The following is a 25,735-nucleotide window of genomic DNA, read 5'->3' as shown; positions in this document are numbered from 1 at the left end:
TTCCGTTCACATTCCTATCGTGGCAAGCCATGCAAGTCACCTTCTTTTTATTGCAAGTCACTCCCCTTTAAATACCACTCACCTAAAACAAACTGTCTTTTTAGTTATTCCACCATAAACTTGGTATACAAAGAAATTTATTGGAGGAATTGCAATGAATATAATTGACGTTCGTAATTTAAAAAAATCTTATGGACAAAACAATGTTTTACAAGACGTGAATTTTCAAGCAAAAGCAGGTGATATTATTGGGGTCATCGGAAAGAATGGAGCAGGAAAATCAACTTTTCTTGAGATTCTGATGACGATTAAACAATATGATGCTGGTAATGTAGTCGTATTAAATGAAGATATACAGTCTCTATCTATTACCCAATTGGAGCATATTCGAAAACAAATATCTGTCGTTTTGCAGCCCACACAATTTTATAAAACGTTAAAAGTAGAAGAATTACTGAAATTATTCAAAGCTTACTATCAATCACCCGTTGATATTAAACAAATCATTGCAGATTTCAAATTAGAGCCACACCGAAAGAAATACTTTGATAAGCTCTCTGGAGGTTGGAAGCAAATAGTTAGTTTAGCAATAGCATTTTTGTCTGAACCAAGGCTTCTTATATTAGACGAACCAACTACAGGACTTGATCCACATATGCGAAATCTCCTTTGGTCGTATATTACCGATTACAACAAACGTACAGGAGGCACCGTCATTTTAACCACACATAATATGGATGAAATCGAATTGTACTGCGATAAAGTGATGCTGATTAACAATGGAAAAAGTGAGGTATTCGACACTACCCAAAATATTCTAGCTACAGGCTATAAATCTATTCATGCGTTTTATCTTGCGAAAGTTTCCATTTGAGGAGGAGTTTAAATGTTAGCTACACAATTAAAATATGATTTATTAATGTTCACAAGAGAAATCTTTTATTTAGTTTTCACCGTTGTCGTTCCACCTGCTACGTATATATTTATGGGGCAATTATATGGGGATCAAACATATGGCGCAAACTTAAGCTATGCCCAAACCTACACCCCCTCCTTTATCTTACTCATTACTTTTACGGTTGTATTTTTCGCTTATGGTTTTGACCAAGTAATGCAACGGACGACTGGCATCGAGAAAAGAATTAGTCTATCTCCTGTTCCAAGAAAAACGCTATTACTTTCCAGTATTCTCCGCTCCATTATTATTACAAGCCTTGGATATGTGTTTATATATTTGATAGGTTTGCTTATGTATGATTTACAGTTTCATTTGCTGGAGGCTCTGTCTTCCTATGGTTTTTTCATTTTAATAAATGCTGCGCTTCTTATCTTGGCATCTGCTATTTATTCGTTCTTTCAAAATATGAATAGTGCCCTAGTATTTTCGATCGTCCTCTTCCAAATCGTTATGCTTACTGGTGGATTCGTGATGCCTATCAACATGATGCCAAAGTTTGTGCAAGTTATTGCGGACGTTAATCCTTTGTATCATTTAAACAATTTGTTTATCGCAGTTTGGAATGGGCAGCTTAACTTTGGCCACAGCACCCTCCTTTCCCTCGGTTATATCGTTGCATTAATTCTTGTTTCTATAATAACTTTGAGAATACAAAACAGACGAAAAATGATATAGCTTGCTACTCATGAAACCATTACACTTAGGGAGAGAGGGGTGTCAAGTGTTGAAAGTTTCATTGAATATTGATGATGATTTTAAAGAGACGAAAGTTACAATTGAAACGCCTAAGTTGGATGATTCCGTCCAAGAGTTACTTGATTATATAAAAGGGCAAGAAACAGAATTCCTTGTAGGGAAAGTGGGAGAAATGCAGCATATTTTAAAACCTTTGGATATTCACTACTTCCATACAGAAAAAGAAGCAGTCATCGCGGTTACTACTTCTGGTTCCTATAAATTAAAAGAAAAACTTTATGAACTCGAGGAAATTCTTCCTTCTAATAAATTTATCCGCCTATCGAAATCCGTTATTGCAAACCTGCATGAATTGAGTCGATTTGAAGCATCATTCAATGGCACCCTATGTGTGCATTTCAAATCAGGTGCAAAGGAATATGTTTCCCGAACCTATGTAAACACGATTAAAGAAGCATTAAAGATGAATAGGAGGAAAAGTGTATGAAGACCTTTCTTTTTCGAAGCATGATTGGCATTTTCTTTGGGGCTTTCTTAGCCGTCCTATTTACTAATTCAATAGTACTTTTTGGAGAACAAGATCTGATAGATGGGCAACTATTTTTGAAGAATTCGCTAGGTTCTATTTTTTGTGGATGGTTTTTCACGGTGAGCCCTCTCTATTTTGAAAATCCAAAATTGCGTTTAGCCCAACAGACAGGACTACATTTTCTAACCGTTGTCGTATTGTATTTTATTTTAGCGTTTGGAATTGGCTGGGTGCCATTTGAATGGTCTAGCTTCTTCTCAGCAATTGTATTTTTTGCTGGATTTTATTTAATTTTTTGGGCAGCCTTCTATCTTTATTTCCGTAACCAAGCAAAAAAATTAAATGACGAATTGGATTTACTCTAGACTTGTTTAATCTGGACACAACTCGGATGCATCAGCCAAAATTTCGGTTGGCTCAGCAAGATAATAGATAACGAGACATTTTTTATTACAAGTAGAACATTAATTAATGTAGAAAAGATGTTGAATGGACAGAAAGTAATTTATCCGGTCACAATTTTTTCTATCCGGACAGAAAAAATGCTTATCCGGTCGAATCGGATGGCTTGCTTCAATAATCGGTTGGCTCGGCCAGATTATGGGATGGTTTGGCTCTATTATCGGATGGTTCACATTAAGTTTTATTCATAAAAAAGAGCTCCCAACATCTATGTCGGGAGCTCTGTTCATTTTGCTATGGGAACGTACCCAGCTTTCTCGAGTAACTTCTGCCCTTGCTCAGAAAGTATCCATTCAATCATCTTCTCGCCGTTCGGATTATCACTACCTGCTGTTACAATATAAAACTCTGATGCAATTGGATAGTCACCTGATCGAATCGTTTCTTTCGTTGGTGCTATACCATCTATTTCTAATAGTTTTATCTTCTCGTTACCTACCATTTCAGTCGAATAAAAACGGAAAGTATAACCTATTGCATTTTTAAAATTTTTATACTGCGATACTTCATTTATAATTCCGCCCATTCCAGTAGCTATATCTTCTGAAGGTGCCTCCATAATAGAAGTGTCCCCCATTAAGTTTTCGAGTGCTGTTTGGCTTCCGCTATCTGCCGGACGTTGAAAAGCACGTATAGAATCATCTGCTCCTCCGACCTCTTTCCAATTTTTCACTTTGCCAGAGTATATATCTTTTATCTGCTCCATCGTTAATCCATTTACTTTATTTTTTTGATTGACGAAAAAGACAAATGCTTCTCTTCCAATCGGTGTCAATTTCAGCTCTTTTCCTTGTTGCTTTGCTTTAGTGAGCTGTGCTTCAGAAGGAGCTGCGACAAAAATCATGTCTACCTTTCCGTAAATCAAGTTGTCGTAGGCGTCCGGTGTTGTATTAACCATCACTGCACTATCATATGGATAATAGTCATTTTCCGGATATGTAGCCTGAACAAATGCTGAGTATAAGGGATATAAAGCTGTTGCTCCGTCCATTCTCGGTAGCTGGTCTTTAAGCTGCAAAGTTGAAGCCTCTTCTAATGTTGCTACTTCTCGTGAATCTGAAAAAGGTTTATAGACATAAATATTCACTTCTGCATCCACCATCTCAATTCGTTTAGTATATTCATACTTAATAGCTGGAACAGTACTTACTAAAATCGCCATTATTCCAAAGCTTATGAAAATCACCTTCCGCTTTTTCGTTTGGAAGAAATGAAAGACAAGAAGAACAAAAAAGATATATACCACAACTCCACTTGTTAATATGAATGCTACATACGATATTTTCCCAATAATTAAAGTAAAGAAAAGCACTGCAAAAGTTAAAAAAAACATTCCTATGAGAATAAAAACTGCACTTAAAACTTGTTCAAAAAATGACATTTTCTTCAATGGAAATCTCCCCCTATTTGGATATTCTCCAACTCTTTGTGAAATCCTCTTATCTTGACCCTTCTGTTTTACAATTATATGTATTATTTCGTTAATTTTTTTAATTTTTAAACCTATTGAAATTATTAGAATAGAGTGTTAAATTAATTTAAAGTGTTTCCTTCAAAAAAGATTAGTTTTGAAGTGTAAACTTTTTAATAATACAAAATGGGGGAAAGTTATGAAAAAATACAAATTTAGTTTTGTTGCTTTGATGCTAGTACTGATTTTAGCTTTGGCGGCATGTTCTTCTGATGGAGAGTCTGAGGCAAATAGTTCTGATGCAAAGAAAGAATTACAAGTAGCTTATAATGCCCAACCTCCTACTCTTGATCCACTTATCACAACAGCGGTGGCTACTAGAGATGTAATGAGAAATGTATATGAGACATTGTTAACCCTAAATGAAAATTTTGAAATAACACCACTACTTGCAGAGTCGTATGAGCAAAGTGAAGATGGAAAAACAATTACTTTCAAGTTACGGAAGGATATTAAGTTTCATAATGGGGATGTGATGACAGCTGATGATGTTGTAGCTTCCATGACACGTTGGGTAGAAACAACCACTTTAGGAAAAACTTCCTTTAAAGATTCTACTTTTTCAAAGGTAGATGAAGAAACAGTAACACTTGAAATGCCTGAAGCACAATTTACTGCTTTGCATATGTTAGCTGATCCGGGACAAGCAGCAGTTATAGCCCCAAAATCCACTATAGAATCTGCAACTGCAGAAGGTTTAACAGAATTCATCGGTACTGGTCCATATAAGTTAATTGAATGGAAAGCCGATCAATATGTTCATCTGACAAAATTTGAAGAATATCAATCTGTTAATCAACCTGCAAGTGGTTTAGCAGGCAAAAAAGAAGCATTCATTGATGATATTTACTTCCAATTTGTTACGGACGCATCTACAAGATTAGCAGGTATCCAATCAGGTGAATATGACATTGCAAATGCAATATCTTTTGATAATGCCGAGCAACTTGCTACCAATAGTGATGTGAAAAATTCAGTAGATCACAATGGCTTTAATGGTGTTGTATTTAATAAGAAATCTGGTTTCTTTGAAAATGTTGTTGCACGGCAAGCTGTTAATGCAGCCTTAAACGAAGAAGCAATCTTAACAGCCGCCTTTACAAGTCCAGATTTTTATGAATTAGAGCACGGCTTAATGATTAAAGATCAAAAAGAGTGGTATAGCGAAGCTGGGAAAGAGAAATACAATCAAAATGACCCTGAAAAAGCAAAGGAATTGCTAAAAGAAGCTGGATATAATGGGGATGAAATCGTAATTCTTTCAACTCGTGACTACGAAGATCATTATAATGCTGCAGTAGTAGTTCAGCAGCAACTTGAAAGTATAGGAATGAAAGTAAAACTAGATATTTATGATTGGGCAACTGTATTGCAAAAAAGAGCGGATGAAAATGCATATGACATTTTTGTTACAGGTTTCCCTACAGAGCCTATTCCAACTAAGTACGTTTTCTTAGCTTCTTCTAATGAATGGCCAGGTTGGACAAACGATCCAATTATTGATGATTTATTAAATAAAATTAATACTGCAAGTTCTCAAGAAGAAGCAAAACAACATTTTGATGCTTTACAAGAACAATTTTACGAATATTTACCAATGATTAAATTCGGTAACAAAACAACCATCACAACCCTACGTTCTGATGTAAAAGGTATGGATTTCCTTCAAGGAATCATTCTTTGGAATGTAGATAAGAAGTAACTTGTAAAGTATATGAATGAACTAAATCATCGAGGAGATGATCACTTGAAAGGCTATATTTTAAAACGTTTATTATCTTTAATACCTGTTCTACTAGTAGTAGCCGTGGTTGTGTTCCTATTAATGCATATAACTCCTGGTGATCCAGCTGCTGTAATTTTAGGACCAGAAGCATCACCTGAAGAGGTTGCCGAGCTCAGAGAAGAGCTCGGATTAAACCGGCCACCAATTGAACAGTTTGTCTCTTGGTTTGGTAATATACTACGAGGTGATCTAGGTACTTCCATTTTTATGAAACAACCTGTTTCACAAGCTTTTTTTGAACATTTGGGACCTACTCTATCCTTAGCAATAATGGCACAATTTCTTGCAATCGTAGTTGCAATTCCTCTTGGTATTCTTGCTGCAAAGTTTAGAGGATCATTTTTGGATCAAAGCTTTATGGGAATTTCCTTACTGGGTATTTCCGTCCCAAGTTTTCTACTTGGCTTATTCTTAATTTTGTTGGTTGGTGTTGAACTTAAATGGCTTCCTGTAGCAGGATATAAGCCAATTAGTGAAGGACTATTTGACCATGTAAAATATTTAATTCTTCCAGCAATAGCACTTGGCGCAATGCAAGCTGCCCTAATAGCTAGAATGACTCGATCTTCGATGCTAGATGTATTAAATGCAAACTATATTAAAACTGCACGTTCAAAAGGAGTAAAAGAGACTCTAATTGTAATTAAACATACTTTGAGAAATGCTTTTATCCCTATTCTTACAATTATCGGACAAACTTTTGGAACACTTGTTGCAGGTGCCGCTGTTGTTGAAACAGTCTTTAACATTCCAGGTATTGGACAACTAATCATCAACTCCGTAGAGCGACGGGACTTCGCTGTTATACAAGGCTCCGTTATGTTAATAGCTGTGAGTTATGTACTGATCAACTTAGTCATCGACTTACTATACGGCATTATCGACCCACGTGTTCGATTGGGTAGAAAATAGAAAGGAGTTGACATGAAGTGCAAAATGTAATTACTAATGAACAACTAAATGCTTTGAAAAGTGAGATGAAAAAGAAACATAGAGACCTTTTGATAAAACGATTTCTTTCAAATAAACTTGCACTATCTGGTTCAATCATAATGATCGTAATTATTTTGCTAGCGATTATAGCTCCTTTCTTTACTTCTTTTACTCCATATGAGTTAGATGCTATGAAAAGGCTTAAAGCACCAAGTGGAGAACATTTTTTGGGAACTGACAACTACGGTAGAGACCTATTTAGCAGGGTTGTTCACGGTGCAAGAGTCTCCTTAGTAATTGGCTTTGCGGTAGCCATTATTACCTCTATCCTAGGAATGATTATTGGTCTGTATTCTGCTTATTTCAAGAGATTAGACGGTATATTGATGAGAATTTCAGATGGTCTGATGGCCTTCCCAGCAATTCTTTTAGCAATCGCAATAATGGCTTCCCTTGGACCTAGATTAGAAAACGTCATAATTGCTCTAACCATTGTTTTTACTCCTTCCGTAGCAAGAACTGTACGCTCTGCTGCATTAGTTGTAAAGGAGCAAACCTATGTGGAGGCATTAAGGGCACAAGGAGCAAGTTCATCAAGAATAATTTGGTTAAATATTGCTCCAAACGTTTTATCACCACTTATTGTGCAAGCCACTTTTATATTTGCTGACTCGATAATCATTGAAGCAGCATTAAGTTTTTTAGGTGCTGGTATTCCTTCTCCTGATCCTAGTTGGGGAAACCTGTTATTTGACGGAAAAACTGTAATATTTAACGCTTGGTGGATGACACTTTTCCCTGGTATCGCTATTATGCTTACAGTCTTTGGGCTAAATCTTTTTGGAGATGGACTTAGAGATTTATTAGACCCACATAATAATAAGGCAAAAAAATAAGAAACTGCGTGGTGATTCGATGTCAGACATACTGTTAGAAGTAAGAAATTTAAAGATTCATTTTAATACGGAGAATGGAACTGTCACAGCTGTTGATGATGTATCGTTTTCTGTCAAACAAGGTGAAACTGTAGGCGTTGTAGGTGAATCCGGTTGTGGTAAAAGTGTAACTGCAGAGTCTATACTTCGCCTCCTGGATGAAAAGAATACTAGTTATGAAGGTAATATTCTATTTGTGAATAAAGATATTTTAAATTTTAGTTATAGAGATTTACAGAAACTACGCGGAAATGAGATATCGATGATTTTCCAAGATCCAATGAGTTCCTTAAATCCAGTTTATACAGTAGGCAATCAGATAGTTGAAGCATTATTGCTCCATCAAAACTTATCGAAGAAAGAAGCGGAAGAAAAAGCAATTGAAATGCTTAGATTAACAGGCATACCACTTCCTGAAAAACGAGTGAATGAATATCCTCATGAGCTTTCTGGAGGGATGAGACAGCGTGTCATGATTGCAATGGCACTGTCATGTAGACCAAAATTGTTAATTGCTGATGAACCAACTACCGCGCTTGATGTAACAACCCAGTCACAAATTTTAGATTTAATTAATGACCTAAAAGACGAATTTAATATGGGTACCATAATGATTACACATGATTTAGGTGTGGTTGCGGAAGTTTGTACAAAAGTTGTTGTTATGTACTTGGGTCAAGTAATTGAAGAAGCCTCGGTGGAGTTTATTTTCACCTCTCCTCTTCATCCTTATACCCAAGGACTTTTAAAATCAATTCCGCATATCGAAGGTCCTCGTGATGAAAAACTTTATGTCATAGAAGGGAAGGTACCGACTTTAACCCAAATTCCACCGGGATGTCGTTTTGCACCTCGTTGTGAATTTGCAACCAGCCTATGTAGAGAAAAGATGCCTCAATTAGAGTCTTATGATAATGACCGCAAGGTACGCTGTTGGCATTTCAAAGAGATTCAAGAAAAAGGTGGTGTGATGAATGGTTTCAGAAATAAGTCAAGTAGTACCGCAGTCTCCTTCTAAAACAGAAGCACCTAAAGATGTTATTTTAGAAGTTAAAAATCTAAAAAAATACTTTCCTATTATTGGATCTTTAAATAATAAAATTTCACAAGTACAAGCTGTAAATGATGTTTCCTTCTGTCTATTTCGAGGAGAAACATATGGATTGGTTGGTGAATCCGGTTGTGGAAAAAGTACAACTGGTCGTACAATTTTAAGATTACTTGAGCCTACAGAAGGTGAAGTAATATATCAAGGAAAAGATATCAACAAATTAAAAGGAAACAATTTAAGAAATATTCGACGAGAATTACAAATGGTTTTTCAAGATCCTTATTCATCCCTTAATCCTAGGAAACGCATTGGGGCAATACTTGAAGAGACACTTAAAATTCATAAATTGGGAAACAAAAAAGAACGAACAGAACAAGTTATGAATATCTTAAACAAAGTTGGTTTTCAAAAAGAACACTATTATCGCTTTCCTCATGAATTCTCTGGTGGTCAACGACAACGAATCGGATTAGCAAGGGCTTTAATTATCAATCCTAGTGTCATTATATGTGATGAACCTGTATCAGCACTAGATGTATCTATTCAATCACAGGTACTAAACCTATTAGAAGATATACAAGAAGATTTTAACTTAACCTATTTATTTATTTCACATGATCTTGGTGTTGTTCGACATATTTCAGATCGTATTGGTGTAATGTATCTCGGAAAACTAGTAGAAGAATCTCCTACTGATGAGTTATATGCAAACCCATTACATCCCTATACAAAAGCTTTACTCTCAGCAATTCCGGTAGCCAATCCATTTGTTAAACGTGAAAAAATTAAACTTATCGGTGAACTACCATCACCTGTAAATCCACCAAAAGGTTGCGTATTTCATACCAGATGTCCGTTTGCTACGGATATATGTAAACAAGCAGAACCAGTATTAAAAACGATAGACAACGGACATAAAGTGGCTTGCCATCTTTACTAATATACTTGGAGGTAATTAAATGTTAATTGAAAAAGTGGTAATTCGAAAAATGAAGATGGATTTAAAATTTCCTTTTCAAACGAGTTTCGGTACACAACAGGAGCGATTATTTCTAATTACTGAGATATACAGTGGAAATCATATTGGATATGGCGAATGTGTTGTTAGTTCTAATCCGTATTACAGTGAAGAAACAGTTTCCACTGCTATTGCAATTACAAAAGAATTTCTATTACCACTTATTCTTGGAAAAAATATTCAACATCCTGATGAAGCAAATAAATTGTTTAGTCGTATTCGCAGAAACAATATGGCGAAATCTGCAATTGAAGGTGCTCTTTGGGACCTTTATGCAAAAACACAGGACAAACCTCTTGCAGAAGTTGTAGGTGGAAAAAAATCAGAAATCGCCGTTGGAGTAAGTATTGGAATTCAAGAAACGAAAGAAGATTTATTAGATAGAGTAGAAGAATCATTACGACAAGGATTTAAAAAGATTAAAATCAAAATTATGCCTGGAAAAGATATAGAATATCTCCGTAGTGTTCGTGAAAAGTTTGGAGATATACCCGTTATGGCTGATGCTAACTCTGCTTACACTTTAGATCATATTGAGTTATTTAAGGAAATAGATAGTTTGAACTTAATGATGATTGAACAGCCATTGGCGCATGATGATATTATCGATCATGCTATTTTACAAAAAGCTATTCAAACCCCAATATGTTTAGACGAAAGTATACATTCTGTAGAAGATGCCCGAAAAGCAATTGAACTTGGAAGCTGTAAAATTATTAATATTAAAATAGGTCGTGTTGGCGGTATTTCAGAAGCCATTAAAATTCATGACCTTTGCCAAGAAAATAATATACCTGTATGGTGCGGAGGCATGTTAGAATCTGGTATAGGAAGAGCTCATAATATAGCTATTACTTCACTAGCGAATTTCAGCATCCCAGGAGATACAGCCCCTTCTGCCCGTTATTGGGTGAAAGACATCATTAAACCTGAGGTTACTATGGATGAAAAAGGACATATTAAAATACCTACTTCCCCAGGTATAGGCTATGATATTGATATTTATGCTTTAGATGAATATACAATAGAAAAAATTGAGTTTACCGAAGAATCACTAAGTCTGTCTAACTAATAACACGAAACCTACCTAATTTATTAGGCGGGTTTTTTTTATAGAAAAAATCCTCTTTTAACCGATTAAATCGATTACGAGAGGATCCTTTTAGTTATTTTCTAAAGCTATAAGTACTGCTTCCTTTAAAATCTCTGAACCTGTAAATAGCATACCATGGTTAAATGACATTTTAGGGTGATGCAATCCTGGGGATAAATCACAACCTAGTCCTATCATGGTCGCTTTCAATTCTGGTTTCTTAATTGTATAAAAATGAAAATCATCCCCACCAGAAGTTATAAGTGGTTTAGTGCATTTTTCTATTCCTATTACCTTAATAATCGCTTTTCTCATTATTTCTTGTGCTTCATCATTTACTATAGCTGCAGGTAATTCTGACTCAAAATAATAATCAATTTTCGTATTATATAAATGTTGAACGTCTTCAATTATCTTGAGTGCTTTTTCTTTTAAAAGACTCATTGTTTCATTATTTTGTGCTCTCATATCAACACTAAAATTTCCATTTCCAGGTATAATATTTTTATTATCCCCTCCTGCTTGTATGGATGTTATTTTGATAGATGAGGGAACTTGCGGATCCACATTGATAAATTTAAATAAATGATTAACAGAAGTGATGATATCAACCGCATTCGATGTTAGATGAGGTCTCGCACCATGACTGTCATCTCCAGAAATAGTTGCATGCATAAAACAACCAGCTCCATGTACAATTATAGGGGTAGCAAATCCTGTGTTTAGCTCTTGAATAGGTCTCAAATGAATACCAAATAGATAATCTACATCATATATTGCTCCCTTTTCTACCATTTTCAATGCACCGTTTCCTTTTTCTTCTGCTGGCTGAAATATAAATCGCACTGTTCCGTTGAATTTAGATGCCAAAAGGAGTCGAATTGCTCCAATTACCATTGTCATGTGAGCATCATGTCCACACGAATGATTTGCTCTAAATACACCATCTACTTCTTGCCAAAGTGCGTCCATATCTGCTCTAATTGCAACTACCGGCTTCCCTGTCCCTATATCTGCAAATAGTCCAGTACAATCACTAAAGCTAGTGACTCGACAACCTTCCTTTTCAAGTAAATCTATAATATACTTTGTAGTCTGAACTTCATTCCAACTAGTTTCCGGATGTTCATGTAAATGTGCGAAAATTTCTTTCAGATCATTCTCTACCTCAATAGTGCTAATCAATGTAAATCCTCCTTTTATTAATTAAAAAACAATTTACTATATGTTTGTTCATAAGAGGCCCTTTGCTTTTTATACTTATCAGAATCCTTTAAGATTACCCCTGCTAAGAGTGCATTTAAAAAAGAAGTTACAACCGGAGCAGAATCTAATGTGGACATATAGGCAAGTTTAGTTGAGAACAGTAAACTTGTATGCTCTGAGATTGGGGAAATTTCAGAATCAGTAATGCCAATTACAAATACATTTTTCCTTTTTAACTCTTCCGCCACATGTAATGTTTGGACCATGTATCTACTAAATGAAAACGCAATTAATACACACTCTTCATCTAGTTTCTGTAAAGAAAAGTAATCATCCATATTTAAGTTAATTAATTTACTATTACCTCTTATTGTATTTAAGGTGAAGCAAAACCAGTGAGCTAAACCATAAGACGCCCCGTTTCCAACTACCACTATTTGTTTTGCATTATAGATTTTATTAATAGCTTCATCAAAATCAGATTTTTGAATAGATTGAGTGGTTCTTTTAATATTTACTTGATCCCTAAGCATTACTTGTTCAAAAATTGTAGACTCCTCAGGTGTATCTATCATATCTGATTCATAATCCAATATGGTAGATTTCAGTTCAAATACTGAAGATCTAACCTCCTTTTGTAATTCTAAAAAGCTTTTATAACCTAAAGAATATGCCAGTCTTATTACACTCGTTTCACTTACTCCTATTATTTTTCCAATCTTTTCAGCAGAGTTAGATGCAAAAACGAAGGGATGCTCTTTTAATAGTTCAGCTACTTTCTTCAAACTGTTCGAAAGAGTATTGAAGTGTTCCTTTACTCTAATTTCATAGTCATACATATTCGATGTTCTCCTTTTTGAAGGATTTCCTTTTATTTTATAAATTAAATAAGGTTTCCCTTTATTATCATACCATTTTATCTGAAGATTCACAACTTAACAATTATGTTCTCAATCAATGTGGTAAAGAAGAGACTGTCCAAGAAGGAAAGGATGTTACTTTGGAAGGTAAAAATGTGGATTATGCATATGAATTTACGAAAGGATTAGAAGAATTTAAGACCAATGAAAAACTAGGATATCGCACTGCTGGCTCCGAGCCAGAGTTAAAAACTGTTGAAAAAATTGAAGAAGGATAGTTGATTAAGTACGTTTTTTATTACAAGTAACCAAAGTTTATTCATCCGGTCACAACAAAAGCCCCCGACATTCATCGGAGGCTCTTCTTGTTTTATTCATTAATATATAGTTCAAAAACGTCTGCAAAATCTTTTTTAACGTATTTATCCTTTTGATTAAGTAACCATTCTGTTGCGAAGCGAGTAATCTCTTCAAATGAACCAGCAGGAGTCACTTCTCTACTTTCAATTTTGCCGATGGATTGTGCTGCGTATCCTAAGCTATTTTGGGCAATATCATATTTCTTAGCGTTTTCTTTCATTTCAACAGAAATAGTGTGAATTACTTTATATAAGTCTTTTATTTCCGTTGAGAATTTTTTATGAATATCAATTGATAAAGGGACATTGCCGATCGTGAATTTGATTTCTACATCTAGATCAATTGTTCCTGCTGTTTCAAGTGCTACGTCTGTAATTGGGTGATAGGCATAATCGTATCTTCTTAGCATTCTTTTCTTACTCATTGCGTTTTGACCATCTACATGAATAAGCGCTTTATTTGTGAAGCAATATTCATCCGCTTTTGTTTTGATAAGGAAATAAATAACCTCACCTGATTCGTGCATCACAAAATCGTCTGATTCTGTTTTATCAAATTCTGTTTTCGGTACAACTATTCCAATATCCGATAAGCCTAATGCGTCTGATGCTAATTTTTTTAGCATTTGATTTACCCCCTTGATTTTATACTAATTTAAGATTATCATAGTTTAGCTTGGGCAATGAAGGGAATTCTTAACTATAAAGAATTTTTTAAATTTTTAGTAAAGGAATGTGATCAATTGAAAAAGTTTGTTAGCTGCCTTACTTTGGCGATGTTAGTTGGTATGTCGCTTGTAGCATGTACACCTAAAGAGGAATCTTCTGACAAGAAAGAAGAGACTGTCCAAGAAGGAAAGGATGTTACTTTGGAAGGTAAAAATGAAAATTATCTATCTGCAGTAGATGTGGATTATGCATATGAATTCACGAAAAGCTTAGAAGAATTTAAGACCAATGAAAAACTAGGATATCGCACTGCTGGCTCCGAGGCAGAGTTAAAAACTGGTGAAAAAATTGGAGAAGAAATGAAAAAAATTGGCTTAACCGAAGTAACCAAGGATGAATTCACTTTAGATACTTGGGAATTTGAGAAAGCAGATTTAACATTCACAGACGAAAACGGCAAGGAGCATTTAGCTGTTTTAGGTGGTTACCAAGTTAACTTTGATACTAACGGCGTGAAGGAATTAGATATCGTCTATGCAGGTAAAGGTACTGCAGAAGAACTTGCTGGACTTGATATTGAAGGTAAACTCGTTTTAATAGACATCAACCAGCGTGAGGAATGGTGGATCAATTACCCTGCTTATCAAGCGCATTTAAAAGGGGCTGCTGCAGTAATTGCAGTACAAGAAGCTGGCTACGGTGAAGCGGACCCAGATGCATTGAATGCCCAAGATATCTGTGGCCCGGATGATGCACCTGCATTTTCTATGTCCCAAACAGACGGTAATAGTTTAAAGAAAGCTTTAGAAGCCAGTGAGAATGGTTCCATAAAAGTTAAATTCGATGCAAAATCAACCGTGAAGATGGATGGGAAATCATATAACTATTACGGTAAAATCATCGGAAAAGATCCTGAGTCTTATATTATTCTATCTGCACATTATGATTCTTATTTTACTGGATTCCAGGATGACAATGCCGCAATCGGTTTAATGATGGGTGTTGCGAAAGGTTTAGTTGATAGCGGCTACAAACCAGAAAAAACGATTATTTTCAATGCACTTGCTGCAGAAGAATGGGGCGTTTCCAACTCTCGTTATGACTGGTCAACAGGCGCATACAATCAAATCTTCAATATCCACCCGGAATGGGTTGGAAAAGCATTTGCTAATATGAACTTTGAGCTTCCCGCTTATGAACATACTACCCAAGATGAAATCCGCTCTGTATATGAGTTAGATAACTATTTAACGAGATTTGCGGAGACAGTCCCAGCTGTAGATGGTGTATATAAAGATGGTATTTCCGTCGTTTCCCCACTACGTACTTGGTCTGATGACTTCTCTTTTGGCATTGCTGGGGTTCCCGCACTGCGTAATGATTTCCAAGATAGTGAATTCATGCGTTCGCATTATCACTCTCAATTTGACAATGAAGAAACGTATAATGAAGATGCTTTTAAATTCCACTTAAATTTATACGGTTTACTCACTATGAAATATGATCAAACTGCAGTCGTACCACTAGACTTCACAAATCGATTACAAGCATTGAAAGAAAAAATCAATGCAGAAACATTTGAAAAAGCTGCTGTTTCTTCGGACGAGCTTGTTGCAGAAATTGATCGTACTCTAGCAATTACAGAAGAAGTAAATGCGAAGGTAGCAAAGATTAATGAAGATTATCTAGCAGCGTTAACAGAAGGTGACTCTGAAACAGCTAAAAAGCTTTACGATGAAAGCCGTGAGTTGAACAGTGGCTTACTTGCTGCATTTAAATATGCGGAAGATAATTTCACACGTTTAACATGGGAAGACGTTCTAATATTCCCTCACGAACACGCACAAAGTAATATAGATAATTTAACATTATCTATTGATGCGTTAAACCAAGGTGATATCGCTACCCCACTGGACGAGTACCTATGGGCAATCGATAACAACTGGTACGCATATGATTTTGAAAAAGAAGTATTCGATTATTTCACGGACTATGTGCTTGAAGCTCCAAAGGAAAAACTTATGTGGGGTGAAGGCAGAATTGTTGGCCATGAAGATTTATTCGATACAATTAAATCGCTGAAAGAAAAAAGAGATCTAGCTGATGCGGATGTGTCTGCAGAGATCTCAACTTTGAATGAAACATTAGAAAGACAAAAGGAACTATTAAAAACAACCGTTTCCGATGAAACTGCTAGTATAAAAGAACTTGGTGAGATGTTGGCCAAATTAAAATAAATCGAAAAAGCTGTCCATAGGAGTAATTAAACTCAATGGACAGCTTTTTTCTTATTTAATTCAACTGCCGAATAACTTTTCCTTCCAAGAATGCCTGGATATCTTCTACTGTTTCTTTAAAATAAGTGCTGTAATTTCTTTCGCTTACATAACCAAGATGAGGAGTTGCAACCACATTTGGCAGAGCGCGGAAAGGATGACTTATTGGAAGTGGCTCGGTGTCAAATACATCTATCCCTGCTCCTGCGATCCAGTTTTCTCGTAAAGCATGGATGAGTGCATCTTGGTCAACGATAGCTGCGCGAGAAGTATTAACAAGATAAGCTGATGGTTTCATCAGCTTCAATTCTTTCTCACCAATCACACCTCTTGTTCGATCACTTAGTACAAGATGAATGGAAACAAAGTCACTCGTTTCAAGTAACTCCTCTTTTGAAGTTGCAAGTTGTACACCAAGATTGTCTGTTTGTTCTTTCTTTAAGTTTTGACTCCACGCTATAACTTCCATACCGAATGCTTGCGCAATCATTGCCATCTTACTCCCTATTTTTCCAAGTCCAAGAATCCCAAGACGTTTTCCATATAAATCGGACCCGACCGTGCTCTGCCAAGGTCCATCATTTCGAAATTCATTATTTTCTTTTGTAATTTGGCGAGCAAGATTTAAGATAAGAGCCCAAGTCAGTTCGGTTGGCGGCTCAGACATGCTTGCTGTTCCACATACCGCTACTCCATGTTTTGTTGCAGCCGGAAGGTCAATAGAAGCATTTCTCATACCTGATGTGATGAGTAATTTTAGTTTTGGTAGCTTTTTAAACAAAGATGCAGTAAATGGTGTACGCTCACGCATGATTACTACTATTTCAAAGTCATTTAATGCATAAATGAGCTCCTCTTCCTTTTCAAAATGATTTTGAAAAGATTTTACCTCTACTTCATCCAAAATATTGGACCAGTCTGCCATCTTAAGGGCAACATTTTGATAATCATCTAGAATAGCACAACGCAATTTCATTTATTCTCCCCCACTATTTAAAATAATCGACCATAATTTGCACGATTAAAAGAACTGTTACTAGTCTAAGAAGTGGTTTCACATGCTCGGTTTTTAATTTGCGAGCTAGTCTTACTCCAACCTGAGCACCTACAATTGCTCCCAGCATTAATGCTAATGTAAGTGGCCAAATGATTTTACCAGTTGAGATATACGTAATGGCTGATCCAAAGCAACTCGCAAAAACTCCAATTCTAGCTAAGCCGATTGCTCGTATATATGCAATTTTTTGGCTTGCATATAAGTACATAGCAAGTGTGCTGCTCCCTGGACCAAACATTCCATCGTACATGCCTATACCTAGCAGTGCAGGTCCTGTTCTCTTATTAACATTAAATTGTTCCGTCCCATCAAAATTCCCTTTTCCCATGAAGGAAGTTACAAACGCAAAGCTTAATAAAATGATGGCAATGATGGTCAGTGTACTTCCGCTTAATAGAGACGCAATTAGTCCACCTAAAATACCTCCCCCTAAACAAAACACAAGGACCGACAGTGCTTCTTTCACAGAAACTTCTTTTTCCTTAAAGATAACAAGAAAGCTTGAGAGAGAACTGACCGTATTGGAAACCTTGTTTGCACCGATTGCCGAATGCACTGGTAATCCCATAAGTAACATCGTCGGTAAGCTTATCAGTCCCCCTCCACCGACCAATGTACCGACTACATTACCTGCAATTCCGATCAAAAAAAATATGAAAAATTCCATTGTCTATCCTTCTTTCCAAACTTCTATCATATGGTTAGCTTACGCCTCTATTATTGATAAGTAAATTCAATAGTTATTATCGATTTACATAGGAAAAACTTATCAAGATTTAAAGGAGATTAGATAAGGAAAAGGGAAGAAGTAATAGTAGGAGGGATATCCATTGAAGAGACTAATACTCTTATCACTCATTTTATTTGGTTGTACAAATGAACCCATTTCAGATGGAGAAATTATTGCGGAGAAAGTGGCAACAAACCTAGATATTCCATGGGCGATTAATCAGCATGTAAACACTTTTTATATTTCCGAACGTGTAGGTAGGATTGCAAAAGTGACAAGTGATGGCAATCTTACGCATGAAGAAGTGGTGCTTTCAGATAATTTGTCTGACGCATCCGAAGCGGGTTTACTTGGTTTTGTATTAAAAAACGATTTTATAGATTCACAAGAAGCCTATGCTTATTATACGTATGATGAAAATGGGGAATCCTTCAATCGAGTAGTAACCATTAAATTAGAAAACGACATGTGGAGAGAGACTGCTATTCATTTAGACGGTATCCCGACTGGCAACATCCATCACGGAGGTCGATTAGAAATCGGACCAGATGGACTTCTTTATATCACTATTGGAGATGCTGGAAATCCCCAGAATGCCCAAGACCCATCTTCCCTTAATGGAAAAATAGTCCGAATGAAAGAAGATGGCACTTTTGAGATTTATACTACAGGTCATCGGAATCCACAAGGATTGGCATGGGATAAAGAAGGAAAGCTTTATGAAGCCGAACATGGACAATCAGCTAATGATGAAGTCAATTTAATCGAGCAAGGAAAAAATTATGGCTATCCCATTATAGAAGGCACGGAAAGGAGAAATGGTTATGTTACACCTATCGTCACTTCCGGTGCCAATGAGACATGGGCTCCTTCAGGTATCAGTTTTCATAAGGGAAAATTATATGTAGCTACCCTTCGAGGAGAAGCGATAAAAGTAATTGATGTCTCCACTGGAGAAGTGGAACGCTCTATCACCGGTTTTGGTCGTTTTGGTCGTATTCGAGATGTTTACTCAGACGGAGAATCCCTTTATTTTGTTACGAATAATACAGATGGAAGAGGGTCACCAAGAGAAGATGACGATGTGCTTTATCGATTGATTGAGTAATCTACGATACTCGTATGCACATCGCAATTTGTACACCAGACCTTCCTGTAAATCGTGTGCCTTCATCTATAAATCCAGATTTTAAATAGACAGATTGCGCAGCTTTATTTGCTTCATTTACACCAAGTACAACCTGTTCTACTAACGGAAAGTGTTCTTTTACATATTTCGTTAGTAGAATCATGGATGTTTTAGCAATTCCTCTTCCTTGATATGCTGGATGGATCGAATAACCTCTTAGTAAAATGCTTTGTTGGTGATCGGTATAGTTGAATTTATCATCACCCGTATCCAAAACAAAAAAACCTGCCACACTATCATCTTCTTTTATAACAATTGGCGTATATGTCGTATTGCTCTCGCTACGTTCCAATAGTTCAAGGGGATGTCCTGTGAATCCTAACTGCTCCTCCGAAAGCGGATAATCCTCTAATGCTGCTCGATGTATTGTTTCATATTTGGCAAGTGTGATCATAAATTTTCCTCCTAATACAATTGTAATCCCATCTCATCTACTACGTTCATATGTTTTGGAACTGTCAAATATAAATATGTTTCCCCATGAACTATTACTGTTTCATTGCTTGGAAAGACATCATTATTCGTTAAAATTGCTAGATTGTTTGAAAAACGATAATACTTAAACTCTTGCTCGGTAGGCATTTCTATTATTAATTGATCACCTTCCCATTTAACTTTTGAAAATGGAATTCTATCTTTCATATTCATTCCGTTTATAAATAAATTTGTACGATACATTTTACCTTCTATTCGTTTCTCCTTGGAGTCAGTCCATTCCACAAATACTTTTGCCGGTAGATAATCTGGATTAGAAGATACTATATGGAATGTATCTCCCTCTATCTCGTGCGTCCATTCTTCCACTAGAAAATCCTTATGAAGCTTGCTTACTTCATTCTTTCTAAACGCTTCATCAAATACTTGATTTTCGTTTTCTAGCTTTTCTAGATCAGATTTTGTAAATATCTCTTCCTCATTAGCTGGCATTAATTCATATAAGATAACTGCGAATAAGAGAACACTCACATAGCTTAGAATAATTCCTTTTGCCAAGCGTTTAGTTAAAACTATACGTTTCGATAAGTTCTTCATCCCAACACGAATAAACCAAGAAAAAAGTAAAATTAATAATATAGGTATGAACGCCATAATTACTGTCATGGTCTAACCTCCAGTCGATTAGAGCTGACTATTGCAGTTCCAAAGAAAACTATTGACACAAAAATTAGATTAACGATTAATAACCATATTGATTCATTCATAAAGAGAATCTGAATTAGTTTTTGCCCGATTTCTGTCGTCAGTATAGATAATACAATAATGGGGATTATAAACAAAAATAGTTTACTATTTTGTATAAGCATTCCAGCTAAATAACCGCCCGACGCAAAACTCAAAATCAATAATGTAATGGCAATTATCGTACCGATCGAACTAAAGGGTTCATCGAAAACACCTGGACTTTTCATATACTCTGTACTGCCAAATAAAGAAAGATATACACGTAAAACATAGTTAGATAAAAAAGTGGACACTCCAGCAAATACACTAATAATTAGAAGGACAAGGATATTGGCTAAATTACTGCTAAGGCGAGTAGTAACAAAAGAAAAATCGTCATAACGATATGCTTTGGTCGTAATAAGATTTCCTACAAAAAGAGCCCAAATTGCTACAAAGACCAATACTAAATCATTTGAAATTGTAATTACTTGGATATGGATATTGTTAATACTAGTTCCAAATGTACTCGAACCATTCGTAGAAAATAAAAGTCCTACTATCTGCACGAAAATAAGCGATAATATTGCCCCCATGTAAGCGTTCATCTTGAACTTAACCTGTGTCATAACTACTTTTCCTAGAGTACTATTAGTTAAAAACATCATCAATCCCTCCTTTCGAATCACTAGTTACATACATACAAACATCACTTGCTGAAATAGATTTTGTACTAACTCCTTCTAGATGCATTGGTCCATCCTTCTTCACCACAGTATATAGAAGCTGATCATTAAGTTGTTTCGTATGTAGAATCTCTTTTTGAGATGTCCATTTTTTCACTTCTTCGGTATGACCTTGAATTCCAATTGCATACTCCTTCACTTCATCGAGAGACTTATGAAAAACTACCTTGCCTTTATGAATCAAAAGAATATCTTCAAGTAAATGTTCTATCTCCGCTAGGTGATGACTAGAAATTAAAATTGTGCGAGGATGTGCTATGTATTCTTTCAGCAAAGCTCTATAAAAATCAGTTCGTACAGCTTCATCCATTCCATTCGTCGGCTCATCAAACATCGTTAATTCACAACGTGTAGCTAAACCAAAAATTATATTAAATGTTCCTCGTGTTCCTGTGGATAATTTTGAATGCTGCTGTTTGGGATTCAAATTGAAATAGTTAAATAATCGTTCTGCTAGTTCTGCATCCCATTTGGAGTAGAAACTTGGGGCAGTTTTCAAAATATCTGCCAACGTATATGAATCGGGAAAGCTCATTTGATCGTCTATTAAGATACTGTTCGCGGAAACACATAAATTATTAAAAGGTTTATTAGAAAATACTCTTACCTGCCCAGCGTCTTCTTTTATAAATCCTGCTAGTATTTTAAGTAATGTTGTTTTACCAGCACCATTACGACCAATTAATCCAGTAATTTTATGGTCTTCTATGTGAAATGATATATCTTCAAGCGCATGTATCTTCCTGTAACTCTTTTTTATATGTTGGCATTCTATAACCTTCATTTTTGCCCCTCCTCACATCTTTTTATTAATTGGATGAGTTCTTCTTCTGACACTGAAAGTCTCCTAGCTTCTAAAACAAGTTCCATCGCCATCCGTGTCAGCGTTTCCCCCCGTCTCTTATTTAGAATTGTTTCTTTTGCCTCGGTAGCTACGAACATGCCAAGACCTCTTTTTTTATATAAAATCTCATCTTCCACAAGAATTGTTAAACCCTTTGCTGCAGTTGCAGGATTAATATTAAAAAGGTCCGCTAATTGATATTGAGAATGTACTTTTTCATCGCTTTGGAATCGATCAGCGATTATTTCATTCTCAATCCATTCCGCTATTTGAATATAAATGGGCTTCGAACTATCTGAGTCAAGATTCACTTATAGCAACCTACTTTCATATGAGTTAGTACATTAGTGTTGTAATGTAGTATATACTAAATTACAAAAAAATACCACATTCTTTTATAGAATGTGGTTAAATGAATTGCGATTAATTTTCAAATTCCTTTTCAAAGTTCAAGTTCACTGGTTCACTAGGCATTTCTTCTGATACCATCATGTTAGTAGAAGGAGTTTTATCATCCACCTGCATAAAAGCAAATTCATCCATCCACACTTCTCCTACACCCTGAAGCATAACCCCAAAATAAATAGAATGTGCATTATGTGGCACATCTAATACGACAGAGTAATGATTCCATGCAGATGTCCCAGTAATAGGACGATTTTGCATATTATCAAATTGCATAGTGTCTCCATCTTTACCGTCTACACGCATCCACAATCCAACAAAACCTTCCACTTCTTTCGTTTGAATAAAACTAGATAACTTCATTCGCTTCCCGCACCATTCGTTTGCAAGAAACTGCTGCATGACAGTACCAAATTCCCCTTGAACGGCTGGTGCTACAGATCTTAAATATCCCGAAGCACTACCCTTATGGACATTCTCAAAATCCCTACTCATCTCATACTTATTATTATGGGCACCACTTAAAAACCAACCTTCCATCATCTCTTCCTCCTTTTGATCTTTTTCTTCTAATAAAGTTCGCATGAGCACTCGATACTTTCCTGGGGGTAAGCCATATTCTTTTCGAAAGGCTCGTGTAAATGACTCTTGTGATTCAAACTGGTAAGTAAACGCAATATCTAGTATTCGAGTATCTGTATATATTAGCTTATTTGCAGCGTTCGTCAGCCTTCTATGACGTACATATTCACTTAGCGTCATGCCTACTTTACCTTGGAATAAACGATGAAAGTGAAAGAACGAATAGCCCGTTAACTGAACAATCTCTTCATTATTCACTGGTTCCTCCAGTTTCGTTTCTAACCAACTAATCGTCTTTTGCATAATATCCACTGCCCATGCACCTCCTCATACACTTATTTTAATAGACTTATTATGAGGGATTTTGATATTTTTTGCGATAGTAAAAGGATTTTAGGCTGTAATATAGAATTTATTAAGGAGAGATGGAGGGTTTATCAAATGAAACTCGGACAAATTGCCGTAAATGTAGAAATTGTAGAACGCGCAGTTGCGTTTTATAAGAATGTAATTGGACTACCACTATTATTTGAAACGAATGGATTAGCATTTTTTGAGTGCGAAGGAACGAGACTACTGTTAAGCCGCCCCGAAACAGAAGAGTTCAATCACCCAAGCTCCGTATTATACTTTCAAGTAAAAGATTTAAATGGAGAAGTAACACGCATGAAAGAAGCAGGAGCCACTTTTATTGATGAACCCCATATGGTTGCTAAAATAGGAGAAGTAGAAACATGGATGGCCTTCTTTAAAGATACGGAAGGTAATACCCACGCACTAATGAGTGAAATTTAAAATGGTAAGCCCCTCTTTGGAGGGGCTTTTCTTGTTTGTGACCGTATAATGATATTTCTGACCGGATAGAATTAAATGTGTCCGGATAAAAGAATTTATGACCGGATAAAATTTTTTCTGTCCACATAAATAGTTTTCTGACCATATAGCATTTTTTCATTCATTTTATATTTAGTCGATTTTCCTTCTCCCATTCTTATTAATCCCATACTTTGAATAATTCTAGTCGCTGTCTGATGTTGATGAATATGCAAAAATTTACAGCATTCTTTATTTGATATTTTTTCACCAATCAGCACAAACCACTCAATTATCGCCTTTATATGTGCATGTGCATCTTTAAAATTGCAATTTGTGCATAACCAAGTTCTTTTAATTCTCTCCATACCAAAACTCTCACATTTCCCACACTGAACCCCAGTAATCAATTCACTAGGATCAATCCGCCAATTTCTGCACATTGGGTAAGGAAGATAAAACTGATGAGACTCCATAATATTTTTAACTAAATAGTCCATCTGATCAGCAGACAAATATTCCTTCTGCGTTTGTAACTGTCGGAGATAAACAGGAATACTTGTTGCATAAATAACATCTAGATGCTGCGGAGGTTTAACAATTTTTGATTTAGTTGTACTAAATACAATCACCCCACTTACGGGTAAACTAATTCCTCGATCTTTTAACCATTCTCTAAGTAGATATATATTTCGATTTAGCTGTACTTCTGGACTTTCAAAAGTATCCTCCTGTCCATTCTCCAACCTTCTGACTAAACAAGCGGGATCATTTTGAAAACTCAACTCCCCAACAACATTTTTACATTCTAAAATAACTATTCCATATGGAGTAATAAAAACAGTATCCATTTGGAATTTACCATTTGAAGATAGGCTCACATCATGCAATATTCGACATTCATAAGGAAATTGGTATTTTTCAAATATCTCTTCTACTATTGTTTCTCCAATGATTCCAGCTTTTGCGGATAACATCCTAGAATTTATCAATGGTTTCATCGCATGCTCTTTTGGTAGACGGTGGTAGAGTATCTTCAACCCCATATATTTGTGTTCAATTGAACGTTTTTTTATAATCAATTCTTCCTTCACCCCTTTGTTGCACCATATCATATATATTCATAATGTAAATTGTATAAAAATGACGATAATTTTGTTATGAACATTAAAGTAATTCAAAATTGTAATTTAGGCCGAAATTATATATTAAAATTCAATTTTTGATTTTATAATTTATGTCGGTAACTGTCAGTATTTCCCGGGAAATGTCGCACTTTATAAGTTAAAATTCCTTTTCATTTTTCACTAAATAAAAAAATAAACAAAAAAAAGCCGCCACCGATTACTCGGTAACGACTTTTCTAGTGCCCAGCGACGTCCTACTCTCACAGGGGAAACATCGAACTACTAGCTGCGCGCTAGCTTCACTTCCGTGTTCGTGCTGCGAATGCAGATGAACGGCAGATTTCTTCGTCAGCCGCGATCGTTCTATATCAACGCTCCAAGCCTCTCTCCCTTGCCTCCTTGATTTGTTCCTCTACTTTCTCGCTAGTTTATCTACAATTCTTGCCTTCAGCTTTTTTTAGTACAAAAGAAAAAAGTCGCCACCGATTACTCGGTAACGACTTTTCTAGTGCCCAGCGACGTCCTACTCTCACAGGGGGAGACCCCCAACTACCATCGGCGCTGAAGAGCTTAACTTCCGTGTTCGGTATGGGAACGGGTGTGACCTCTTCGCCATCATCACTAGACTCTTCGGCTTTCCATACACATCGTACTTCTTCGTCAACTTCATTCGTTCGGTCAGTCACGTACTTGAGTACGCTTCTTTCCTCTCTCAATCGTTTCCTTGAATTACTCGTGTCTAGAAACCCTCTTATTAGAGTGCTTGTTCACTCAAAACT

General features: G+C 35.9%; 27 protein-coding genes and 1 rRNA gene. 14 read left to right on the top strand and 14 right to left on the bottom strand.

What is annotated here, in order from left to right; translation table 11 throughout:
* Positions 1-154: 154 nt before the first annotated feature.
* Genes AN959_RS09790 through AN959_RS09775 form a run of 4 tightly spaced genes read left to right on the top strand, consistent with a single transcriptional unit; the run spans position 155 to position 2,548 of the window.
* Positions 155-874, top strand: a complete 720-nt coding sequence (locus tag AN959_RS09790; RefSeq protein WP_056830369.1) for an ABC transporter ATP-binding protein — start codon at positions 155-157, stop codon at positions 872-874.
* A 12-nt stretch (positions 875-886) separates the two neighbouring features.
* Positions 887-1,633: an ABC transporter permease gene (locus AN959_RS09785; RefSeq protein ID WP_056830368.1), complete on the top strand. Its 747-nt coding sequence runs from the start codon at positions 887-889 to the stop codon at positions 1,631-1,633.
* 49 nt (positions 1,634-1,682) lie between these two features.
* Positions 1,683-2,141 carry a LytTR family DNA-binding domain-containing protein gene (locus tag AN959_RS09780; protein WP_056830366.1) on the top strand — a complete coding sequence of 153 codons (459 nt, stop codon included), beginning with the start codon at positions 1,683-1,685 and terminating at the stop codon, positions 2,139-2,141.
* A complete protein-coding gene (locus tag AN959_RS09775) occupies positions 2,138-2,548 on the top strand; it encodes a DUF3021 domain-containing protein (protein WP_056830364.1) in 411 nt (136 codons plus the stop codon). Before AN959_RS09780 ends, AN959_RS09775 begins: the two co-directional genes overlap by 4 nt.
* 323 nt (positions 2,549-2,871) lie before the next feature.
* Here AN959_RS09775 and AN959_RS09770 read toward each other — a convergent pair whose 3' ends face one another.
* Positions 2,872-4,026 (bottom strand): PstS family phosphate ABC transporter substrate-binding protein, encoded by a 1,155-nt coding sequence (locus tag AN959_RS09770; RefSeq protein ID WP_172794357.1) that lies wholly within the window; start codon positions 4,024-4,026, stop codon positions 2,872-2,874.
* 229 nt (positions 4,027-4,255) lie between these two features.
* Here AN959_RS09770 and AN959_RS09765 point away from each other — a divergent pair, with 229 nt between their 5' ends.
* The 6 genes from AN959_RS09765 (at position 4,256) to menC (ending at position 10,911) form a co-directional block, all read left to right on the top strand.
* Positions 4,256-5,818 carry an ABC transporter substrate-binding protein gene (locus AN959_RS09765; RefSeq protein ID WP_056830360.1) on the top strand — a complete coding sequence of 521 codons (1,563 nt, stop codon included), beginning with the start codon at positions 4,256-4,258 and terminating at the stop codon, positions 5,816-5,818.
* 45 nt (positions 5,819-5,863) lie between these two features.
* Positions 5,864-6,814, top strand: a complete 951-nt coding sequence (locus tag AN959_RS09760; protein ID WP_053591703.1) for an ABC transporter permease — start codon at positions 5,864-5,866, stop codon at positions 6,812-6,814.
* Between the two features lie 65 nt (positions 6,815-6,879).
* A complete protein-coding gene (locus AN959_RS09755) occupies positions 6,880-7,731 on the top strand; it encodes an ABC transporter permease (protein WP_056830669.1) in 852 nt (283 codons plus the stop codon).
* Between the two features lie 19 nt (positions 7,732-7,750).
* The gene (locus tag AN959_RS09750) at positions 7,751-8,788 is read left to right on the top strand and encodes an ABC transporter ATP-binding protein (protein WP_053591702.1); all 1,038 of its coding nucleotides are present in this window, start codon (positions 7,751-7,753) and stop codon (positions 8,786-8,788) included.
* Positions 8,745-9,761, top strand: coding sequence for an ABC transporter ATP-binding protein (locus tag AN959_RS09745; protein ID WP_056830358.1), 1,017 nt, complete (start codon positions 8,745-8,747; stop codon positions 9,759-9,761). Before AN959_RS09750 ends, AN959_RS09745 begins: the two co-directional genes overlap by 44 nt.
* 19 nt (positions 9,762-9,780) lie before the next feature.
* Positions 9,781-10,911 carry an o-succinylbenzoate synthase gene (menC, locus tag AN959_RS09740; protein WP_056830356.1) on the top strand — a complete coding sequence of 377 codons (1,131 nt, stop codon included), beginning with the start codon at positions 9,781-9,783 and terminating at the stop codon, positions 10,909-10,911.
* Between the two features lie 90 nt (positions 10,912-11,001).
* Here menC and AN959_RS09735 read toward each other — a convergent pair whose 3' ends face one another.
* Together AN959_RS09735 and AN959_RS09730 are read right to left on the bottom strand one after the other, a co-directional pair.
* Complete coding sequence (locus AN959_RS09735; protein WP_056830666.1) at positions 11,002-12,114, bottom strand: M20 peptidase aminoacylase family protein; 1,113 nt, start codon at positions 12,112-12,114, stop codon at positions 11,002-11,004.
* Between the two features lie 20 nt (positions 12,115-12,134).
* The gene (locus tag AN959_RS09730; protein WP_056830354.1) at positions 12,135-12,977 is read right to left on the bottom strand and encodes a MurR/RpiR family transcriptional regulator; all 843 of its coding nucleotides are present in this window, start codon (positions 12,975-12,977) and stop codon (positions 12,135-12,137) included.
* 17 nt (positions 12,978-12,994) lie between these two features.
* Between AN959_RS09730 and AN959_RS09725 the strand changes: the two genes are divergently transcribed.
* Complete coding sequence (locus AN959_RS09725; protein WP_156350766.1) at positions 12,995-13,276, top strand: hypothetical protein; 282 nt, start codon at positions 12,995-12,997, stop codon at positions 13,274-13,276.
* 92 nt (positions 13,277-13,368) lie between these two features.
* On the opposite strand, the gene AN959_RS09720 is transcribed toward AN959_RS09725, so the two are convergent.
* The gene (locus AN959_RS09720) at positions 13,369-13,983 is read right to left on the bottom strand and encodes a PH domain-containing protein (protein ID WP_056830350.1); all 615 of its coding nucleotides are present in this window, start codon (positions 13,981-13,983) and stop codon (positions 13,369-13,371) included.
* A 117-nt stretch (positions 13,984-14,100) separates the two neighbouring features.
* Between AN959_RS09720 and AN959_RS09715 the strand changes: the two genes are divergently transcribed.
* A complete protein-coding gene (locus tag AN959_RS09715; RefSeq protein WP_056830348.1) occupies positions 14,101-16,263 on the top strand; it encodes a M28 family peptidase in 2,163 nt (720 codons plus the stop codon).
* Positions 16,264-16,318: 55 nt separating this feature from the next.
* Here the strand turns inward: AN959_RS09715 and AN959_RS09710 are convergent, their stop codons facing one another.
* The gene (locus tag AN959_RS09710; RefSeq protein WP_056830346.1) at positions 16,319-17,278 is read right to left on the bottom strand and encodes a D-2-hydroxyacid dehydrogenase family protein; all 960 of its coding nucleotides are present in this window, start codon (positions 17,276-17,278) and stop codon (positions 16,319-16,321) included.
* Between the two features lie 13 nt (positions 17,279-17,291).
* Positions 17,292-18,026 (bottom strand): sulfite exporter TauE/SafE family protein, encoded by a 735-nt coding sequence (locus tag AN959_RS09705; RefSeq protein WP_056830345.1) that lies wholly within the window; start codon positions 18,024-18,026, stop codon positions 17,292-17,294.
* Positions 18,027-18,189: 163 nt separating this feature from the next.
* Here AN959_RS09705 and AN959_RS09700 point away from each other — a divergent pair, with 163 nt between their 5' ends.
* Positions 18,190-19,197 (top strand): sorbosone dehydrogenase family protein, encoded by a 1,008-nt coding sequence (locus AN959_RS09700; RefSeq protein ID WP_056830343.1) that lies wholly within the window; start codon positions 18,190-18,192, stop codon positions 19,195-19,197.
* A gap of 1 nt (position 19,198) precedes the next feature.
* Here AN959_RS09700 and AN959_RS09695 read toward each other — a convergent pair whose 3' ends face one another.
* The 6 genes from AN959_RS09695 to AN959_RS09670 form a co-directional block, all read right to left on the bottom strand.
* Positions 19,199-19,672 (bottom strand): GNAT family N-acetyltransferase, encoded by a 474-nt coding sequence (locus tag AN959_RS09695; protein WP_056830341.1) that lies wholly within the window; start codon positions 19,670-19,672, stop codon positions 19,199-19,201.
* Between the two features lie 11 nt (positions 19,673-19,683).
* Positions 19,684-20,379, bottom strand: coding sequence for a hypothetical protein (locus AN959_RS09690; RefSeq protein WP_056830339.1), 696 nt, complete (start codon positions 20,377-20,379; stop codon positions 19,684-19,686).
* Complete coding sequence (locus AN959_RS09685; RefSeq protein WP_056830337.1) at positions 20,376-21,104, bottom strand: hypothetical protein; 729 nt, start codon at positions 21,102-21,104, stop codon at positions 20,376-20,378. Before AN959_RS09685 ends, AN959_RS09690 begins: the two co-directional genes overlap by 4 nt.
* Positions 21,091-21,969, bottom strand: a complete 879-nt coding sequence (locus AN959_RS09680; RefSeq protein ID WP_056830335.1) for an ATP-binding cassette domain-containing protein — start codon at positions 21,967-21,969, stop codon at positions 21,091-21,093. The genes AN959_RS09685 and AN959_RS09680 overlap by 14 nt, the downstream gene beginning before the upstream one ends.
* A complete protein-coding gene (locus AN959_RS09675) occupies positions 21,966-22,340 on the bottom strand; it encodes a GntR family transcriptional regulator (protein ID WP_056830333.1) in 375 nt (124 codons plus the stop codon). Before AN959_RS09675 ends, AN959_RS09680 begins: the two co-directional genes overlap by 4 nt.
* 112 nt (positions 22,341-22,452) lie before the next feature.
* On the bottom strand, positions 22,453-23,319 hold the full coding sequence (locus AN959_RS09670; protein WP_056830664.1) for a helix-turn-helix transcriptional regulator: 867 nt from the start codon (positions 23,317-23,319) through the stop codon (positions 22,453-22,455).
* Positions 23,320-23,457: 138 nt separating this feature from the next.
* Between AN959_RS09670 and AN959_RS09665 the strand changes: the two genes are divergently transcribed.
* Positions 23,458-23,811 carry a VOC family protein gene (locus AN959_RS09665; RefSeq protein WP_056830331.1) on the top strand — a complete coding sequence of 118 codons (354 nt, stop codon included), beginning with the start codon at positions 23,458-23,460 and terminating at the stop codon, positions 23,809-23,811.
* Between the two features lie 95 nt (positions 23,812-23,906).
* Here AN959_RS09665 and AN959_RS09660 read toward each other — a convergent pair whose 3' ends face one another.
* Both AN959_RS09660 and rrf read right to left on the bottom strand, forming a co-directional pair.
* Entirely contained in the window at positions 23,907-24,911 is a 1,005-nt protein-coding gene (locus AN959_RS09660; RefSeq protein WP_056830329.1) for a nuclease-related domain-containing protein, read from the bottom strand.
* Positions 24,912-25,466: 555 nt separating this feature from the next.
* Positions 25,467-25,582, bottom strand: a 5S ribosomal RNA gene (rrf, locus tag AN959_RS09655).
* Between the last annotated feature and the right edge of the window lie 153 nt (positions 25,583-25,735).

This window comes from Psychrobacillus sp. FJAT-21963 (genome assembly GCF_001420585.1).
In the GTDB taxonomy this organism is placed as follows: Bacteria; Bacillota; Bacilli; order Bacillales_A; family Planococcaceae; genus Psychrobacillus.
This window is presented reverse-complemented; position numbering and strand designations above follow the sequence as displayed.